This is a genomic window from Streptomyces sp. NPDC048255 (assembly GCF_040652415.1).
GTDB lineage: Bacteria > Actinomycetota > Actinomycetes > Streptomycetales > Streptomycetaceae > Streptomyces.
The window spans coordinates 1-18,147 of record NZ_JBEZMA010000096.1 but is presented as its reverse complement, the minus strand read 5'-3'; the positions used below and the strand labels follow the sequence as shown (position 1 = coordinate 18,147).

Genomic DNA, 18,147 nt, shown 5'->3' with positions numbered 1-18,147 from the left:
CCTTCACCCCGGCCATCGAGACCCTGCGCGGGCTGCTCCTCGGCAGCGAGATCGGCCACAACGGATGGCTCGCGGTCGCCTGGTGCCTGGGCCTCACGGTGCTCGGCTACTACTGGTCGAAGTCGGTCTTCAACCGCGACCCGAAGTAACCGAGCCGACCACGCGACCCGCCTCAGCGCAACGCGTCCCGTCCGAGGGCGGCGTACCCGACACCACGTCGGCGTACGCCGCCCCGTTGCTCAGTTCTGCAGCCCCTTGTGCGGGGGAGCGCTGCCGTTACGGGACCGGGGAGGTCTCGTTCACCGGGGTATGAGCCTTTCTGATTCCGTCGGGTCCACAGGTGTGTGTGACGACTCGAACGAGGCCGTCGTCGTGGCGGTGCGGCAGCTGACCCGGAGTACGCCGTGGACGGTGGTCGGGCGGGTGCCGCTGGACTTCCCCGCTCACCACCCGCAAGGCGTCACGCGTGGCCATGACCAACGCCTGTACGTGTCAACGGCGGAGATCACCGAGGCGACCCGCTTCTACGACAGTCCGGTGGACGGCTACGACCGAACTCCCGGCCGAGGTGAGGGACATGTGTTCGTCACGGACGCCGAGGGCGCGGCGCTGGGCCGGGTGAGCGTGGGCGAGGGGACGATCTACCACCCGGGTGGCATCGACTTCGACGGCGAATCGCTGTGGGTGCCGACAGCGGAATACCGGCCCGACTCCCGTTCCATCGTCTACCGGGTGGACCCCGACACCCTGGAAGTGCGCGAGGCCTTCCGTTTCGACGACCACATCGGCGGGATCGTGCGCGACCGCGACAGCGGCCAGCTGCACGCCGTCACCTGGGGTTCCCGGCGGCTGCTCACCTTCACCGTCGAAGGGAAGCTCACCCACCGGGTCGACAACAAGAGCCACTTCGTCGACTACCAGACCTGTGTGAGCGCGGGCAGCGGCCACATGGTGTGCACGGGGATCGCGGAGTACCCCCTGGCGGGGGCGGGAGTCTTCAGCCTCGGCGGGATCGCCGTCGTGGACATCGAGTCCGGCCGCATCGAGCACGAAGCGCCGGTGACCGTGCTCTCACCGGCCGGCCGAGTGGTCACGTACAACGCGGTGCACCTGGAGACGGACGGGCGCGTCCTTCGGATGCTCGCCGTCCCCGACGACGGGGAAACGGCGGGCGAGTCGCACCTGATCACCCTGGAGACACCGCTGGCGCCGTGACCCGGACGGCGAGGAAGTAGAGCCCCTCGTACACCAGCTCGCCGTTCAGCTCCGAGCACAGGCTCTGCGGGGTGAACCGGCGCCGGTAGATGGGGTACGTGGTGTCGGCGACGGAGCGCAGCTCTATCTGCTCCTCGTGCACGTCGCCGTCGCTGCGCAGGTCGATCACGATCAGCTCGCGCGCCGTACGACGTGCCTCGGCGAGGAACGCGGCCCGCTCCGCGGGCCGGAGCAGCCCGTAGAAGTTCGCGGTGACGATGCGGTCGAAGGCTCCGGTGGCGAACGGCAGGGGTGGGAACAGCGCCCGCACGCGCTCCGCCCACGGGGCCCGGGTGTGGGCCAGTTCGAGCATTTCCGCACTCTGGTCCAGGGCGACGACCGGGCCGCGGAGGAACTGGGTCCACACGCCGGTCCCGCAACCCACGTCCAGGGCCCGTCCTCCGGGCAGCGCGGTGAGCAGTTTCCCGATGTCGGCGGTTTCCCGGTCCAGGCCGGCGTTCACCACGGGGTCGCCGCGGTAGCTGGTCTCGTCGTAGACCGGGGCACGATGCCGGTAGTACTGCTCCCGCACTATATCACGCATGCCCCGACAGCTACCCCCGCCCGAACAACGGGCAAACAACGGGCGTCCTCCCAGCGGGGGAAGGGCCGGAAAGAGCCTCTGGCCGAAGGGTGTCCCGTAACAGGTGTCCCTTCCTGCATGTCGGGATCTTGGAAGAAAGATCACTCGATGGTGCATAACGCCTGCCTGGGGTGGGTTCGGTGGCCAGACTCGAACCACGTCGCGCCGGACTTCACGTCGCGCCGGACACCGCTACGTGCCGACCACCGCTACGTGCCGACCACCGCTACGCGCCGCCCCGCGCCAACCGGCGGGAACGGGGCGGGCCTTGCCGTGCAGGAGACATGCTGTGACACACCATGACGGCCGCAAGCCGGGACCGACCGAGGACGCGGTGGCCCTGGTCGCCGGCCTTGCCGATCTGGCGGTCAGCGGGCTGAGAAGCGCGGTGGGCGGAGTCAGCGGCCTGCTGCGCCGCGCCGATCTCGGGGACCTTCTGGCTGACGGCCAGGAGGAGACCAAGGCGCGCGGCCGCCTGCTCCTCGACCGGCATGCGGCCACGCCGCCGGCCCACATGGAGGTCCTCGCCCGCACCGTCACCGCCCGCAGCAGCCAGGCGGGAAGCGGCAGTGAGTGAACGGGAAGGGCACGCCTTACTGAAGAAGCGCATCGACCAGGTCCTCAGCGAATTCGTCAGCCAGGAAGCAGAGGCGCTGGCCGACATCGATGCCTCGCTGGGTCCGGTCGCAGAGCAGCTTCATGCCGCGACCAGGCACGGCAAGCGCCTCCGGGCGGCGTTCTGCTACTGGGGCTGGCGCGGGGCCGGCCAGCCCGACAGCGAGGCCCTGGTACGCGCAGCCGGCGCGATCGAGCTGGTCCATGCGGCCGCCGTCGTCCACGACGACCTGATCGACCACAGCCGCACCCGGCACGGCCGCCCCACCGGGCACATCGCCCTGCGTGAGGTCCTCACCCATCATCCGCGGCCGAAGGCCGGCGCCCGGGCCCTGGCCATGCTGGCGGGCGATCTGCTGATGTCCATGGCCGGGCAGCTCTTCACCACCTCGGGCCTGCCCGGCGCCTTCCTGAACAGGGCCCGGCCCCTGTGGGCGGTCCTGGCCCGCGAGCTGGTGGCCGGTGAGTGCCTGGAGGTGTTGCGCACCGGGGCCGAGCCGGACCCGGACGCATCGGTGAAGGTGATCCGCTACAAGACCGCCAAGTACACCGTCGAACACCCTTTGCAGATCGGCGGCCTGCTCGCCGGCGCCCCGCCGCGGCTGCTTCAGGCGTACAGCCACTACGGCGTGCCGCTCGGCGAGGCGTTCCAGCTGCGCGATGACCTGCTGGGCGTGTTCGGCGACCCTGCGCAGACCGGCAAGGACCCGGCCGATGACCTGGCCGGGAACCGGCCCACCGCTCTGATGGCCCATGCACTCACGTCCGCCACGAACGCGGAACGCCTGGAACTGCACCACCTGCTGGGGCAGCGGAACCTCAGCGAGCAGCAGGTGGAACGGGTCCGGGAGATCGCTCACCGGACCGGGGCCGTCGGCCGCGTCGAAGACATGATCACCACCCGGCTGCGTGAAGCGCACGACGCCCTGGCCGACGCCGATCTGACCACCGAAGCGCGCAGCGCACTGGCGGACTTGGCGACGTCCGCAGCCACCCGCACCCATTGACCTCGCCACCCCACCGGAGGAGCACGATGACCTACACCCAAGCGTCCATGGACGCTCTGCGCACCTCAGGGGACGAACTCGCCGACGCGACCGTGGCGACACTGTTCGAGCGCGGAGAGGTCGGCAAGTTCAACACGCTCATGCGCTACGTCTCCACCGTCGGGCAGGACCTTCCCGAGGGGCTGCCGGAGGTGGCCCGCGAGTACCTGCACGAGACCAGCACGCCGCCGGCCTGGGTGGACTGGGGCGAGATGGAGAAGGCCCGACTCTTCTTCATCGACAACAACGTGCACATCTCCACCGCGCTGTCCTTCGCCTCGATGCCCGCCTGCTACGTCCTGCCCCACGTGGCCAAGCTGCTGTCGGCCACCCACTCTCTGAAGTACCCCTCCAAGCGGATGGCCGAGACGGGCCAGTTCACCGTCTACCTCATGCAGCCCGACGCCTTCGAAGCCGGCAGCCGCTTCATCCCCGCCGCCCAGAAAGTGAGGCTGCTGCACGCCTCCATCCGCCACCACCTCAAGCGCGAGGACCGGTGGGACACCGCCTCCCTGGGCACGCCGATCTGTCAGGAGGACATGATCGGCGGGCAGATGATGTTCTCCATCCAGGTCCTCGACGCCCTGCACCGCCTCGGCATCCACATGAGCACCGAAGGCGCCGAGTCCTACTACTACGCCTGGAGGGTGGTCGGCGCCATCCTGGGCATCGACCAGGACCACGCCCCCAAGGACCTGCAGGCAGCCCGTGAGTTCTCCGACCTGTACATGACCCGCCACATGGGCCCCAGCGAGGAAGGCGTCCAGCTCACCCGCCAGCTCATCGACCTCTACGAGGAAGTCGTGCCCGGCACCTTCTTCGACCCGATCGTCTCCGCCCTGATCCGCTACCTGATCGGCGACACCTGCGCCGACTGGCTGCAAGTCCCCCGCACCACCTGGGACACCGTGGTCAAGGCCGCCCCCACCTTGCTGGGACTGCTGGAATCCATCGAGGACAGCTCACCCCTGGCGGCCTGGGCCCTGGACCGAGTCGGACACCTGACCAGCATCTTCGAGCTGTCTGCCCTCACCCGTGGCCGCGTCATGCACTACGCCATCCCCGAACAGCTCAAGAACGACTTCGGAGTCAGCAGCACCATCCCGCCCAAGAGCCGCTGGACCCCGCCACCGGCCACCATCAGCCAGTAGTGACCCCGCCGCGACCGGTGACCCCGCCGCGACCGACCGTGGGCACAGCACCTACCGTCGCATGTCTACAGCGGTGGTGTCCCCTGGCCGACGCCGACGCCGCCCCCCGAGCAGGAAGAACGCGTCATGACCCAGCAGATCCTCGAGCGTGTCGCCGGATACGAGCACCGGTTCAACACGCTCTTCGAGGAGTACTTCGACACGCTGAGCGCCGGACTCGATGCGCCGTCGTTCAGCCGTTTCACGCCGGAGTGCCTGCGGTTGCTGCGGGAGTTGTCCTTGCGGGGCGGGAAGCGGATCCGGGTCGTGCTGCTGCACGAGGCGGCGCGTCTGGTGACGGAGGAGCCGGTCGGAGGACTGGACGCCGCCGCGCTGAGCATCGAGCTGCTGCAGACCCACGGTCTGGTGCACGACGACCTCATCGACGACAGCCCTACTCGCCGCGGCGGCCCGTCCACCTACTACGCCTACCGCGAGCGGTTCCCCGACCACCCGCAGGCGGCCCTCGGTCTGACCGTGCTCGCGGGCGACCTCGCGCTCGCCCTGTCGCTGCGGGTGCTGCTGGAGGCGAAGGTGCCCGTGGTGGTGCGGCAGGCCATGGTCGAGGTGCAGACGCGGGCGGCGGCCGACACCTTCGTGGGCCAGATCGTCGACCTGGAACGCGACTTCGCCGCCGCGCCGGACGAGGAGGTCCTGCACCAGGTGGCCGACTACAAGTCCGCCCGCTACTCGATCCTCGCGCCCCTGCAGCTCGGGCTCCTGGCCGCGGGCGAGCAGCCGGCCCGCTTCGAGAAGGAGCTGCGGCAGTACGCGCGGCTGGTGGGGATCTGTGGGCAGATGAGCGATGACTACCTGGACCTGTTCGGAGACGCGGCCACCATGGGCAAGCCGACCGGCACGGACATCCGCGCCGGGAAGCACAGCTACACCGTCCGCGCCCTGCTGGCGTCCGTCGACGACGCTGAGCGTCGCGTGGTGGAGGCCGCGCTCGGTGACGCGTCCTGCACGCCGGAGACCATCGCTGCCGTACGGGAGATGGGGGAGCGCCGGGGCGTGGCGGCCGGGATGCGGGCGGACATGCGCGGTTACGCGGAGCAGGCGTCCGCGGTGGCTGCCGGCTGGCGGCCACGGTGGCGCGAGGAAGCGGTCACCTTCTTCGAGCAGCTACCGCTGTGGAGCGTCGAGCGAGCCAGATGACCAGCGACGGCACCACCGGCGTGATGCACCCGGCCGGTGTGCACCTCGCGGGTGCGCTGCGTCTGAGCAGCCCGCTGGGAGAGGGTTTCCCGCGCTGTCGGTGATCGTTTCCCAGTCAGCTGTCGGCGCCGGGCAGTCTGTCGGGGGAGGAGGCAGGTGGCTGCTGCCCCAGCAGGCGCAGCGCGAGGAGCCCTCCGATGCCGGGAATGAAGGCACACCCCTTGGTTCCCGGCCGCGCGAGGGCGGGAGTGAGGAAGACTGCGACGATGACGGCCAGGTAGGCCGTGCCGTGGAGCAGACCGCCCAGCGACGTGATCACCCTGGTGTGCACGGTGAACAGGTTGAGCAGCAAGAGCGTGAGGGATGCGGCTTCGGCTGCGGCCGCGATGCGCAGAGTTCGCATGCTGATCAGGCTCCCGTCGTGGAGCCGGGGCGGACGATCATCAGGACGACGACGACTGCCCACAGCAGGTTGAACATCCCCGTGGTCATGGAGAGGCGTGCCGCCGCCGACCGCAGCTCCGAAATGGCGTCCGCGGGTTGGGCGAGCAGCCGGGCCTGTCCGGGCAGGACCGCCGTGAGCAGCAGGGCCGCGGCGGCAGCCGTCAGCGCGATCGACGTCAGCAGCCAGGCGTCGGTCAGGACGCCCATCCGGGCGCCGGTGGCGACACCGAGGACCGGGACGGCGATGCCGACGACCGTGTACCCACGGCAGATCTTGTGCAGGAACGCGGCGTTCTGGCCGTTGTGCTCCTGCGCGTCGCCGCTGGCCGACAGCCGGGCGTAGCGGGGGAACATCGAGGCTGCGACGGTGATCGGCCCGATCGCCAGGATCGCGGCCAGGACGTGCAGCGAGAGCAGCAGCTTGGTCACAGGGGTCCCTTCATGGATTGGCTGCCAATAGATTGGCTGTCGATCTATAGGTAGCACAGGGAGAGGTCACTTAGGTAGGCTGCCTGACCATGAAGACGGATGCGGTACGCGGCCACCTGGACGGACTGCTGCTGTCCGTACTGGAATCCGGCCCCCTGCACGGCTACGCGATCATCGCTGCGGTCGAGGAGCGCAGCGGGGGCGTACTAGAGCTGCGCAAGGGCACCATCTACCCCGCCCTCAACCGGCTCGAGCGGATCGGACTGCTGAGCAGCGCCTGGGAGTCGGTGGGCGAACGCCGTCGGCGCTGCTACCAACTCACCGACGCCGGACGGCGCAGCCTGGCCACCGAGCGGACCCACTGGCGGGAGTTCATCGCAGCGATCGGCTCGGTGCTGGAACCCGCACCGGCCTCCGGACACGCCACGTGAAAGCGCCCGAGATCCCTGCCGACGACACCATCGAAGCCCACCTCGCGGACCTGACGGCCACCCTGCACGGCCCGGCCCGACTCAAGACCCAGATGGTGGACGAACTGCGCGAAGGCCTCCTGGACACCGCGCGGGAACTGTCGCCCGATGCCGAACCCGACCGGGACGCCGCCCGCCAGGCCATCCGCCAGTTCGGCACCGTGGCCGAGCTCGCGCCCAGCTTCCAGCATGAACTGACCATCACCCAGGCCCGTCACACCGCGCGCACCGTCATGCTGATCATCCCGTGCGTGCTGGTGTGCTGGTACCTGGTCGAGCTCGCCACCCGCGCGGCGGACCGCCGGCTGCCGGACCCGCTCCAGGTGGCCGCAGCCCACCTCGGCGGCCTCGCAGCGCTCACCGCGTTGCTCGCGGCGGTGTGCCTCTCCGTCACCGGCACACTGGCCCGCCGACTGCCCCTCCCGCAACGACTGCCGCTCGTGGTCGCCTGGACGGGAACCACCGCGGCAGTCGCCCTCGGGCTGAGCGCGCTGACCCTCATCACTGCCGCTGTACTGGCCACCAACTGGCCGCTCACCGCGGCCGCCTGTCTGATCACCATCGCCCTCCACGCGCGCATCGCCGCTTCTGCACGCGCGTGCCGCCACTGCGCCCGCCTGCCTGTCACCGCCCCCTGACGAACGGGAGGCCGCGGAGCCCGCGACCCGAGCAGGCAACGGCGGAACGGTCGTCATCGTGATCACGATGACGACCGTTCCGCCGTTGCCTCGGTGTGCTGGGGCTTGCCCTCGAAGAGGCGGCGCATCGAGGCCTGAAGGGCCTCGGCGGTCTTCGCGGAGACGCCGTCACCTCCACCCGTCGGCCCGCCTCGGCACGCCCAACTCCCGTCCGGCGTCGCTGCCGCAGCCGTCCCGCGTCAGGCTGCGGCCGGCCGCCGACACCGGTGTCGCCGAGGACGCCGCTCTCGGCCATTCCGTGGCCTTCACCGACTGCCCCGAACGGTTCTGGGATTGCCAACGCAACGAATAAGGTGATCGGTTCGGTTGGCGGGGGGTGGGGGCGCACAACATGCGAAGCCTCCCGGAGAGCGGATATTGAAACCAATTTAGTCCGGTTTGAGGTGGTTGAAAGTTGATGAGATCCCTTCTGGCGAAGTGTCGGGTAAGTGACCGGGGCCACTTGAGGGCGAGGCTTGAATCTTTTGATTTGCTGTAGGGAATGCTTTTTCGAGGCGTTGTGCGCGCATGGACGGGGGTCGTTCCGGCTTCGTTGAGCGGAGTCTCCCGACCTCTCGGTGCAGGGGGCTCGTGGGCCGTGCGGTGACCGTGATCGGCGAGCCGGTCGGGCGAGTGAGCCGATCGGGGTGTGGGGTTTTCGTCATGCGCACAGTTTGGGGCGGCGGCCTCAGCAGCACATGAGTACCTGTACTCAGTCGTGTTCGGGCATCCGGCGGCGGAAGCGGAATCTTCACGGGAGCAAGCGCGGGGCCGCTGTGTCCGCGTGAGACGTGCCTTGTGGAGTCGATCAAGAGGCGTCTACTGTCCGCAGCGATCACCAGCCGAGAACGAACACGAGGGGGGACTGGTGCGCAAAATCGCGCTTCCTGTCATCGCCGCGCTGTCACTGACGCTGCTTCTGCCGCAGCACTCCGTGGCGGTCGCGTCCGCCCAGCAGCCGAACGCCCTGGCGGCCGAGACACCTGACCAGCCGCTGGCCCAGGGCACGTTGTCCACGATCGGCCCCGGTCAGTACTCGACCGAGGACAAGACCTTCCAGGTCGCCGAGAACGACGTGGACGCGGCCCTCATAGGTCGCCGCCACACCGTCTCCGCGCAGCCTGACGGCGGACTCGCCAAGCCCGAGTCCGCGCCCACCACGCGCCCCGAGATGGGTGTCTTCGGCCCCAGTTGGGAAGCCGAGTTCGTCGGCGGCCAGCTCAACCGGAAGCTGGAGCAGCAGGGCGACAGCATCGTCGTGACCGACCTCGGGGTCGACGAGAAGATCACGTACGCGCTGAAGTCGAGCATCGACTACCCGGACGGGGGTGGCGTGAAGAAGTACGCGACCACCGACGGGTCCCAGGTCACGGCGACCTCCAAGTGGAACGACGCCACCGGCACCCTGGTGACGTCCATCGTCGAGGTGCTCGGTGTGGACCTCTCCGCGGTCGCCTCGGGCGACGACGCGTTCACCGACGCCGCCGGCAATCCGATCCCGGCCGCGGACCTCAAGCCCACGTACAAGTGGCAGCAGGCCGCGACCGGCACCGACAAGTGGCGGGTCACCAGCGTCGGCAACAACGTCTACGCCACCACGGTGCAGTACGACGCCCAGGGCCGGGTGTCCAAGGTCTCGAACCCCGCTGCGGGCGAGCGCCTCGCGACGTCCACCTCGGTCACCTACGCGGCCTCGACCACCGCCGCCGGCACCTCGTTCGGTGACTACGCGGGCCGCGTCAAGCAGATCACCGTCACCGAGGGCGCCACCACGCAGACCCTCGCCCGGTACGCCTACGACTCCTCCGGTCTGCTGCGCACCGTGACCAACCCGAGCGAGGCCGCCGAGCCGCAGGCCACCTACGCCTACGACGCGACCCAGCGCCTCGCCGACATCAGCTCGCCCACCAACGGCAGCTGGGACCTGAGCTTCGCGGCCAACTCCGCGGCCCCGACCGCCACCCTCGACGGCGAGGCCGTCCCGACCCCGGGCCTGGCCGTCGAGGGCGACGCCCCGGACGGCAGCACCGGCGTCACCACCCCGCCGCCCGCCTCGGACTTCACCGGCGGCGAGATCACCGACCCGACGTCGTACCCGTCGAAGTGCAGCTGGGCGCGGCACTGGATGTACTACTGGAAGACCGGCTGCACCGCCAAGGTGGCGCACTACGGATGGCGTTCGCCCCAGTGGAAGACGACCCCGACCGGCTACAAGGTCCGGGGCATCAACCACGACCACTGCACCACCGCGCCCGACAAGCCGCTCGGCTACAACTTCATCCCCTCCTGCGACATGCACGACTACGGCTACGGCCTGATCGGCAACTCGTACAAGGGCTACAAGTACTACCTGTCGCGCAACAAGGGCCTTGCCGTGGACGCCGTGTTCTACAGCACGCTCTACAGCAAGACCTGCCCCGCCTACTTCTGGAAGAGCACCTGCCGCTCCCTCGCCAACACGTACTACGGCGCGGTGACGGTCTTCGGGCGGGCCAAGAACGGCGCGAACGCCACCTGATGACGGGCGCGGGCTCCTGAAGTTCCCTCGCACGCCCTCCTGATGGTTCACCCCCTTGGGAGGGGATCGGGCCGGGTGGCGCCGCAACTGCGCCACCCGGTCCGTTCGCACCCCAACTCTTCCCCCATCTCCACGGGTCCGGCCATGCCCGCCCGTCCACGGGCCACGCCAGGCCCCCTGCTCCCCGAGGCACCATGAAGAAGAAGATCTGGGTCACGGTCGTCGCCGTCGCGATGACCACGACCCTCGGCGCGATACCGGCCCGGGCCGCCGCGCCGACGAGCGTCCCCGACGCCGTCAAGGCCGCGGTCCCGGGCGGGATCGTCGACCCGCCGCTGTACGAGCGGGCCGCCGACGCCGGCACCATCCGCGTCAACGTGCTCACCAAGAGCCGTACGGACATCCCCGAGGCGGCCGCCGCGGGTGAGACGAAGCAGGACTTCGAGTCGCTGCCGGTGGTCACGCTCAAGGTGGACAAGGCGGGCCTGGACCGGCTCGCCGCCCAGCCGGGCGTGGTCGCCGTCACCGAGGACAAGCCGGAGCCGGCGACCCTGGACGAGAGCGTCCCGCTCATAGGCGGTGACGCGGCGGCCGCGGCGGGGAAGACCGGTGCGGGCGCCGCGATCGCCGTTCTGGACACCGGTGTCGCCACCCAGCACCCGTTCCTGAAGGGCCGGGTCAAGGCCGAGGCGTGCTTCTCGCCGATCGATCCGGATCTGGGCGCCACCAGCCTCTGCCCCAACGGTGCCGCCGAGCAGGAGGGTCCCGGCTCCGCCGACACCGACTCCGGGCCGTGCGCGGCCCTGGCCGCCTGCGACCACGGGACCCACGTGGCCGGCATCGCCGCGGGCAAGGGCACGGGTGCCACCGGTGCCCCGAAGACGGGTGTCGCCCCCGGCGCCGACATCATCGCGATCCAGGTCTTCTCGCAGTTCAACACGGCCGATTCCTGCGCCGGCGAAGTGCCCTGCGTCGCCAGCTTCCCCAGCGCCCAACTGGCGGCTCTGGAAAAGGTGTTGAAGATCAAGCAGGCGGGGACGCCGGTCATCGCGGCGAACCTGAGCCTGGGCGGCGGCCACTACACGGCCGCCTGTGACGCCGACCCGCGCAAGGCGGCCGTCGACAACCTGCTCGCGGCCGGTGTCGCCACCGTGATCGCGGCCGGCAACAACGGCTACGCCGACGCGGTGAGCGTCCCCGGCTGCATCTCCTCCGCCGTCACGGTCGGCTCCACCACCGACGACGACGAGCTGTCCACCTTCACCAACCGGGGCACGCTGCTCGACCTCTTCGCCCCGGGGACGAGCATCGTCTCCTCGGTGCCCGGCGGCAACTACGCCTCCAAGAACGGCACGTCGATGGCGACCCCGCACGTGGCGGGCGCCTTCGCCGTACTCAAGCAGGCCTACCCCACCAAGAGCGTCGCGGACCTCACGGCCCTGCTGAAGAGCAGCGGCCGGCCCATCATCTACACGGGTGCCACCACGCCCCGGACCGACCTCGGCGCGGCGCTCGGCGGCGGCGGCAACACCCCCAAGCCGGTCGGCGTGACCGACTTCAACGGTGACGGCGCCGAGGACATCGCGATCTCCGACACCCAGGCCACCGTCGGCACGAACGCCAACGCCGGCCTGATCCGTGTCGTGTACGGCGCCGGCAAGGGCACCGCGGAGCTCAGCCAGGACCTGGACTGGGTGCCGGGCGGCTCCGAGAAGGACGACTACTTCGGCGAGACCCTCGCCACCATCGACTGGAACAAGGACGGCTTCACCGACCTGGTGGTCGGCACCCCGAGCGAGGCCATCGGAACGGCCACGAACGCGGGCAGGGTCGACATCCTGTACGGCTCCGCGGGCGGCCTGGGCGCGGGCACCCTCAAGGCCACGGTCTTCGAGCAGGGCGCGGGCACCGGCGCGATCGCCGCGTCGGCAGCCGAGGCCAACGATCGGATGGGGCAGTCGCTCGCGGCGGCCGTCAACGACGCCGGCCGGCCGTACCTGCTGATCGGCTCGCCCGGCGAGGCCATCGGCACGCTCGCCGGTGCAGGCACCGCCTTCTACGTGTACGGGAACACGAGCCTGACGATCAGTCAGGAGAAGCCCGGCGTCCCCGGTGACCCCGAGGCGGGCGACAACTTCGGCTTCGCCCTGACCGCAGACGCCAACTACATCGCCATCGCCTCCCCCAACGAGGCGCTCGGCACCAAGGCGAAGGCGGGCGGTGTCGTCATCTTCGACGCCAACGCGTTCGACGCCGACGGCCGCCCGGCCCCGCTGGCCGGTCTCGACCAGGACAGCGCCGTCATCTCCGGTGACGCCGAGGCGGGCGACCAGTTCGGCTACGCGGTGGCCATTGCACCGTTCCGGCCCACGGGCTCCCCGGCCCCGACCGAATCGATCCTTGCGATCGGCTCGCCCGGTGAAGGCGTGGTCGTGGGCACCGAGAACCGGCTCAACGCGGGCCGCGTGGTGCTGATCCGGATCAAGGCCGACGGGAGCTGGAGCTACCTGCGCGAGCTGAAGCAGGGCACCGCGGACGACGACGTCTCCGGCACCTCCGAGACCGGCGACCGCATGGGCGAGACGCTGACCGCCGTCAACACCGCCCCGGGCTCGGTGAGCACCGTGGCCTCCATGCGGCTCGCGGTCGGCACGCCCGGCGAGGCGCTCGGCACCGCGACCAAGGCGGGCGCGATCCACACGTTCTCCATGGCCGGCTCGGCCGGACCGAACGACCGCTGGATCGAGGCGGGCGACGGCGACGGGATCCCCGGGACGCCCGGGTCCAACCAGCAGCTCGGCAAGAACATCCACCTCACCGCGACCAAGCTGTACGTGGGGATGCCCTTCGGGCCGAACGCGGCCGGTGCGCTGTACGCGCTGCCGATGTCCAACGTCACCCAGGGCGGGAGCGTCGCTCCCGTGACCACGTACAAGCCCGGCTCGGGCGGCCTGCCGGCCAACGGTGTGGCCTTCGGCTACTCCGCTCGCTAGTCCTGTGACCGGAAGGGTTTGCCGCAGGCGGTGAACCCTTCCGGTCGCAGACCAGGCGCCGGACGCGGGACGCGGCGTAGTGCAATCGACATCACCCCTGGTCGAGCCCGGTTCCCGGCTCGTCACGGCGGCTACGCGCGGTATCTGAGGGCGCCTGGCCGGGGCGCCAAGCCAGACGGCACTTCGACGACACACCTAGGGGCAGGACTCGTCGGTTTTGGCGACGGTGAAGGTCAAGGGCTGGCCGGTGAGCGCGGCTCCGGCCTTCGGGTCCTGAGTGCAGACCTTCCAGTTCGACTCCTGGAGGACCACACGGCTCTGCACCGCGTCCTTCACGGTGACGCTCGCATTGGCCGGGAGCGCGGAGCGGACGGCCTTCATGCCCTGGCCGACGAAGTTCGGCATGACGTCGCCCGCGGGCTTCGGGGCGGGCGCGTCCGTGGCGGGGCAGGCTTCTTCGAGCTTGACCGCGCCGAAGTCCACGCTGGTCTTGGTGTCGAGGCCCGCGCCCGGTCCTGGTGTCTGGCTGCAAACCTTCCAGTTCCGGTCGAGAGCCTGGAGCCGCTCGCGGCCGAGGGCGTCGTGCGACGTGAGGACGAAGAAGCCGGCCTGCTGCGCTTCGTCCTGGGCCGTCTGGAGGCCCTTGCCGACGAGGTCGGGCAGAGTGGCCGTCTTGGCAGAGGGGGCTGGGCTGGACGCCGCCGGGGTGGCAGCCGGGGTGCCGGGCGTTGCGGGCTTGCCACTGTCGGCGGCCTGCGGGTCGCACGCGGTGAGGCCGAGAACGCTCGCGGCAGCCAGGAGGGTGATGGTGCGGTGTGTGCGCATCGCGCCATGTTGGCGGGGTTCGGGTGGCTGTGTGGACGCTGTGACCGGTCTGTGACGAAGGAAGACCCGTGCTGTGGTGGTCCTGTCTGACCCTGCCCGCCCCGGGCAGGCTAGTTTGCTCGGATGAGTCTTCTTGATGATGTGGCCGAGCGCGACGGCTGGCGGTGCTGGGTGTGTGACGAACCGGTCGACCCCGACGAGTCGGTGAACGACCCGCGGGGGCCCAGTGTCGACAGCCGGACCGCCGACCGGAAGGCCAAGGTCGCCGAGCGGCTCGCGCACCGTGGGTGCAACAGCCGCAAGGGTGCGGTCAAGGTGGTCATCGCCTGGCCGGAGCGCCTGTACGTAGTCGAACCCGCGCCGCTGATCGCCGTTGCCGACAGGCTGGAGCGCAAGGGGGGCCGCGAGATGGTGGGCCGTTGTCCGACCAGGAAGGACGCCCAAGAGGTGGCGGATTGGCTGGTGGACCGGTTCTCCCGGCTGCTACCGGGGCTGCCGGTGACCGCCGACATCGAGGCGGGCGGCGGCCAGTTCCTCGTCATCCTGGCCACCGGCCGCCGCTGATCGGGGATCACCCTCAGCCAAAGACGGCCGACGCCGCCGCGCCACTCGATGAGCAGGGGGCCGTTCGGGCGGACGCTTTCCGGGTCCAGTCCTGCCCGCCGCAGGAACTCCAGGAGGCCGCGGGGGCCCAGGGCCCGGCCGGGGATCTTGCCCTGGCAGCGGACGCGGCGCCCGCCCTCGGCGTCGGGCGGGTGGACGCCTACGCGCCGAGGATGGGGTGCCGCCCTCGGGCTGTGCTCGCGGCCAGGGCCAGGGCCAGGGCCAGGGCCAGGGGCGAGGTACTGGCGGGCGGTGTCTACGGCCCGTCCGGGACGCCGAGCGGCACGGTGAGCCGCGGCTGCCAGCCTTCCTCCGTCAGCACCACCAGCTGGACCGCCGCCGCACGGGTGTGCAGCGGCAGCAGGCTGCCGATCGCAGCGCGGACATGGGCGGCAGCTGTCGGGTCGTCCGCACCCATAGCGACCGTGACATGGGCGGCGGGCCGCGCCCCGAAGCGGCCCCTGTACGGGCGCAACCCGGGCCACTGGGCGCGGAACGCATCGACGATCGCCTGGAGTCCCGGAACCGTGACGGCAACGAAGCCGGACGCCGTCACGACCTCCTCCAAGAGCAGATCGGCTGCCGGAAAACTCGCCGCCAGGGAACGCACGCCCTTCTCGTCCTGATCCGTCAGCGCCGATTCCGGCACGAACGGGTAGAGGAGCGAGACGTGCGCCGGCACCCCACGACGCACCAGAACCGGGTCGATACGCCACGCCGCCTCGAGGAGCGGGGCGGCATCGGGCAGGACAATGACGACGGCAGTGGTCCCTGGCCCTGGCACGCCGCCATCATCGCAGGCCACTCCGCTACTGCGCCCATTGCACCGGGAGGGGGGCGAGGGCAACGGGTTGGGCGTGGTCGAGGCGGTCGCGGCCGATGTGTTGGCCGGTGATCCACGCGTCGGCGCCTCACTCCGGCTGGTGTTCTGGGCCCGCGAGGTCGGGGCTGGTGTAGCTCGGGCGGGGGCTCGGAGCGGGATTGGGGCTGGAACCGGGGGAGGTGAAGTCTGGACGGGCGTAGCGGAGATCCGGCATGCGGCGGGGGGTGTGGGAAGAGGCGTCCGAGCGCGGAGGGGGCGGGTCAGCGAGGGCATCCCTGAGGAAGGGCATGATGCCCCGTTCCAGCAGGGCGTTCCGCCAGGCTTCTCTGGCCCGGGCGACCTGCTCCTCGCTCGGTTCGTGGTAGCGCGCGGCCTCCGGCGCGGGTTGGTCGCGGCTGCTGCGCAGGGCAGTACCCAGCAGGCCGACCGCACAGACGGCGATCGCGCCCACGGCCACGGCTACGAACAGCCATCCAGCGGCGAACATGGTCCGGCCGGACCCCGACTCGGCGCTGAACATCTTGAGGACGAGGCCGATGAGGAAGAACAACGCGGCGGCGGTTCCTGAGAGGACGGGGGCGAGGACGGCGAAGACGGTGAACAACCCGGCTCCGGCCGCCTCGGTCGTTTCCAGGGCCTGTGTTTCGCTGCTGGTCGGGCGAGTTCGGGCGGCCGCCGGCGGCTCGGGCGTACGCGGTGACCGCGCCCCCGCCGCCGACGGTACCTCTGGGCGTACGTGCAGGCCCAGCAGCGCTGCCAGCAGACGGCGGCTGTAAGACATCCTGGCCCACCGTGGCGCAGCGACTCCATCGCTGATCCCGCGGCCGCCAGGTTGTCCGGCACCCAGGACGGCCGCGCCGAACCGCCGGCCCAGACCTGCCCGTGCACGGTGGTCGGTGGCCGCCGGGCTGGTGCCGGAGCGGGGAAGGGCGGACGGGGCGGGGGCGGCCGCCGAGGACGAGTACACCATGGGCGAGGACTTGTGCGGCGGAAACGCCGAATCACGGCGTTCTCTGCGGACCTTCACATAGTGTTCGTACTCGGCCGCTGCGGCCGCCGTGAGGAGTGCGGTAGCGCCGAGCGCCAGGGTGCGCAGTTGCTCCGCCGTGAGCCGTTCGCCCATGGCAGCCAGTTCCGGGCGGTCGGGGGCTGTACGCAATGCCTCGTCGAGGATCCGCTCGTACTCATGGCGGTCCTCGGTCAGCAGGTATGGAGCGCTTGTCACAGCCCCTCCTCCCCGATCGCCGGTCTCTGCCGCCATCGCGGCGCGCCTCGACCATCGATGCCAGGTCCCGTTCCGTCGACAGGGTCCGCGGGAACGGGGATGTCCCCGGAGCGCGTGGGCTCCGGAAGCTGTGTCCGGCCCGCGGGGATCTCGCCGGGTGTGGGACTCGGCGTGCGAGCTTCCGCGGCCGCGGCAGCCGGCCTGGGGGAAGGCATCGGTTGCGCGCGGAGCGGCCGGGCTTCAGTGGAGGGGGGAGGCTGGGACTGGGCGGCGGGGGACACGGAGGGCGCGGGCGGAGGCTCCGTTCGGGGCGGAACAGCGGACGGCGCTGCGGCACCGGGGGCTTCTGCGGTGCCGGGGCCGCCCGCAGCGCCCACGTTCACGGCACCGGCAGTCGAAGCTGCCCCGGCCTCCGTGGCTGCTTCCGCCGTCCCAGCCGGCTGTTGGGCGCCCGTCATCGCCTCGTTCACCGTCTGGATACGACTGAGTTGGGTGAGCAGGATGGGCGCCGACATTCCGACGACGAGGGCGGCGTACTCACCGCTGATCTGTCCCGTGGTGCCGAACAGCACCGCGGCCCCGGCACCCATCACGCTGTGCAGGGCAGCCGCGACGACGTCGACGGCGGGGTCGAAGTACGTTCGGAACTGCGGGGGTACCCCTTGTACCGTCCCTTCGGCGGTCAACTGCCGATGGACGTGGCGATCGGCCTGCCAGGACACGAACCGGGTGTACAGGTCCAAGAGACCACGCAGGAGGCCACCCGCCGCCCCCAGGAGAATCAACGTCGGGACGTCCACGCTCTCCCCTGGTAACGGCGCTACAGCCTGACTGTGAAACTCCGGACACCGGTCGAGCGTAGAGCTTGTGCAAGCCGCCGCAAAGGGACTGACCCGATTCGGCCACAGCCCATCCACCTAAAGACCGGCCGACTCCCAGAGTTCATAAGGAACCAGACGCTTCGACAGACAGCACCCACGACCGGCGTCGTGCCGAACGAACATCAAGTCACGTGAGACAACCTCTAAGCCTTGATCGGTGCGGCCGACCTGGCGGCCTGCTCGATCTTCGCGCAGTAGGCTGCACGGGCTTCCTCGTCGATCTGCTTCTCGTGTTCGGCGCGCAGCCCGGTCCGGCCGTCGAGGCCCTCGCGCAGGATATCGGCGTGCCCGGCATGCCGGATGGATTCGCCGAGGACGTGGACCATGATGGCGAACAGGTTCGTGTCGGCATGAGGCTCCGGCCACCACGGCACGTGGCCGGGGGCGTCGAGGGGAAGCTCGTTGATCGTCGC

17 protein-coding genes and 2 pseudogenes are annotated in these 18,147 nt (G+C 70.4%); 11 read left to right on the top strand and 8 right to left on the bottom strand.

Features of this window, described 5'->3' with window-relative positions:
- Both AB0D94_RS36290 and AB0D94_RS36285 read left to right on the top strand, forming a co-directional pair.
- Positions 1-149 (top strand): annotated as a pseudogene (locus tag AB0D94_RS36290) (ABC transporter permease); the annotation flags it as partial.
- A 160-nt stretch (positions 150-309) separates the two neighbouring features.
- Positions 310-1,215, top strand: coding sequence for a DUF6454 family protein (locus AB0D94_RS36285; protein WP_362061674.1), 906 nt, complete (start codon positions 310-312; stop codon positions 1,213-1,215).
- Here the strand turns inward: AB0D94_RS36285 and AB0D94_RS36280 are convergent.
- Positions 1,187-1,798, bottom strand: a complete 612-nt coding sequence (locus tag AB0D94_RS36280) for a class I SAM-dependent methyltransferase (protein WP_362061667.1) — start codon at positions 1,796-1,798, stop codon at positions 1,187-1,189. The two genes, AB0D94_RS36285 and AB0D94_RS36280, sit on opposite strands and share 29 nt — an antisense overlap.
- 328 nt (positions 1,799-2,126) lie before the next feature.
- Between AB0D94_RS36280 and AB0D94_RS36275 the strand changes: the two genes are divergently transcribed.
- The 4 genes from AB0D94_RS36275 to AB0D94_RS36260 all read left to right on the top strand — a co-directional run bounded on the left by AB0D94_RS36275 (position 2,127) and on the right by AB0D94_RS36260 (position 5,846).
- Positions 2,127-2,414: a polyprenyl synthetase gene (locus AB0D94_RS36275; protein WP_362061664.1), complete on the top strand. Its 288-nt coding sequence runs from the start codon at positions 2,127-2,129 to the stop codon at positions 2,412-2,414.
- Positions 2,407-3,459, top strand: coding sequence for a polyprenyl synthetase family protein (locus AB0D94_RS36270; protein ID WP_362061661.1), 1,053 nt, complete (start codon positions 2,407-2,409; stop codon positions 3,457-3,459). Before AB0D94_RS36275 ends, AB0D94_RS36270 begins: the two co-directional genes overlap by 8 nt.
- Positions 3,460-3,485: 26 nt before the next feature.
- Positions 3,486-4,649, top strand: a complete 1,164-nt coding sequence (locus tag AB0D94_RS36265) for an oxygenase MpaB family protein (protein ID WP_362061658.1) — start codon at positions 3,486-3,488, stop codon at positions 4,647-4,649.
- Positions 4,650-4,775: 126 nt separating this feature from the next.
- Positions 4,776-5,846: a polyprenyl synthetase family protein gene (locus AB0D94_RS36260; protein WP_362061655.1), complete on the top strand. Its 1,071-nt coding sequence runs from the start codon at positions 4,776-4,778 to the stop codon at positions 5,844-5,846.
- A 115-nt stretch (positions 5,847-5,961) separates the two neighbouring features.
- Here the strand turns inward: AB0D94_RS36260 and AB0D94_RS36255 are convergent, their stop codons facing one another.
- Both AB0D94_RS36255 and AB0D94_RS36250 read right to left on the bottom strand, forming a co-directional pair.
- Entirely contained in the window at positions 5,962-6,249 is a 288-nt protein-coding gene (locus AB0D94_RS36255; protein ID WP_362061652.1) for a DUF3817 domain-containing protein, read from the bottom strand.
- A 5-nt stretch (positions 6,250-6,254) separates the two neighbouring features.
- The gene (locus tag AB0D94_RS36250) at positions 6,255-6,719 is read right to left on the bottom strand and encodes a DUF2269 family protein (RefSeq protein ID WP_362061649.1); all 465 of its coding nucleotides are present in this window, start codon (positions 6,717-6,719) and stop codon (positions 6,255-6,257) included.
- Positions 6,720-6,808: 89 nt separating this feature from the next.
- On the opposite strand from AB0D94_RS36250, the gene AB0D94_RS36245 reads away from it, so the two are divergent.
- The 4 genes from AB0D94_RS36245 to AB0D94_RS36230 all read left to right on the top strand — a co-directional run bounded on the left by AB0D94_RS36245 (position 6,809) and on the right by AB0D94_RS36230 (position 13,377).
- A complete protein-coding gene (locus tag AB0D94_RS36245) occupies positions 6,809-7,150 on the top strand; it encodes a helix-turn-helix transcriptional regulator (RefSeq protein WP_362061646.1) in 342 nt (113 codons plus the stop codon).
- Positions 7,147-7,827 (top strand): hypothetical protein, encoded by a 681-nt coding sequence (locus tag AB0D94_RS36240; RefSeq protein WP_362061643.1) that lies wholly within the window; start codon positions 7,147-7,149, stop codon positions 7,825-7,827. The genes AB0D94_RS36245 and AB0D94_RS36240 overlap by 4 nt, the downstream gene beginning before the upstream one ends.
- Positions 7,828-8,734: 907 nt before the next feature.
- Positions 8,735-10,384, top strand: a complete 1,650-nt coding sequence (locus AB0D94_RS36235; RefSeq protein WP_362061640.1) for a phospholipase A2 — start codon at positions 8,735-8,737, stop codon at positions 10,382-10,384.
- Between the two features lie 194 nt (positions 10,385-10,578).
- The gene (locus tag AB0D94_RS36230) at positions 10,579-13,377 is read left to right on the top strand and encodes a S8 family serine peptidase (protein WP_362061637.1); all 2,799 of its coding nucleotides are present in this window, start codon (positions 10,579-10,581) and stop codon (positions 13,375-13,377) included.
- A 195-nt stretch (positions 13,378-13,572) separates the two neighbouring features.
- Here the strand turns inward: AB0D94_RS36230 and AB0D94_RS36225 are convergent, their stop codons facing one another.
- Positions 13,573-14,202, bottom strand: coding sequence for a hypothetical protein (locus tag AB0D94_RS36225; RefSeq protein WP_362061634.1), 630 nt, complete (start codon positions 14,200-14,202; stop codon positions 13,573-13,575).
- Positions 14,203-14,325: 123 nt separating this feature from the next.
- Between AB0D94_RS36225 and AB0D94_RS36220 the strand changes: the two genes are divergently transcribed.
- Positions 14,326-14,766, top strand: a complete 441-nt coding sequence (locus AB0D94_RS36220) for a hypothetical protein (protein ID WP_362061631.1) — start codon at positions 14,326-14,328, stop codon at positions 14,764-14,766.
- A 295-nt stretch (positions 14,767-15,061) separates the two neighbouring features.
- Here AB0D94_RS36220 and AB0D94_RS36215 read toward each other — a convergent pair whose 3' ends face one another.
- The 4 genes and pseudogenes from AB0D94_RS36215 to AB0D94_RS36200 all read right to left on the bottom strand — a co-directional run.
- Entirely contained in the window at positions 15,062-15,610 is a 549-nt protein-coding gene (locus AB0D94_RS36215; protein WP_362061628.1) for a 2'-5' RNA ligase family protein, read from the bottom strand.
- A gap of 106 nt (positions 15,611-15,716) precedes the next feature.
- Positions 15,717-16,598, bottom strand: a complete 882-nt coding sequence (locus AB0D94_RS36210; RefSeq protein ID WP_362061677.1) for a hypothetical protein — start codon at positions 16,596-16,598, stop codon at positions 15,717-15,719.
- Positions 16,599-16,637: 39 nt separating this feature from the next.
- A pseudogene (locus AB0D94_RS36205) lies at positions 16,638-16,889 on the bottom strand (hypothetical protein); the annotation flags it as partial.
- Positions 16,890-17,877: 988 nt separating this feature from the next.
- The coding region (locus AB0D94_RS36200; protein WP_362061625.1) for a DUF664 domain-containing protein at positions 17,878-18,147 on the bottom strand (270 nt) is incomplete at its 5' end.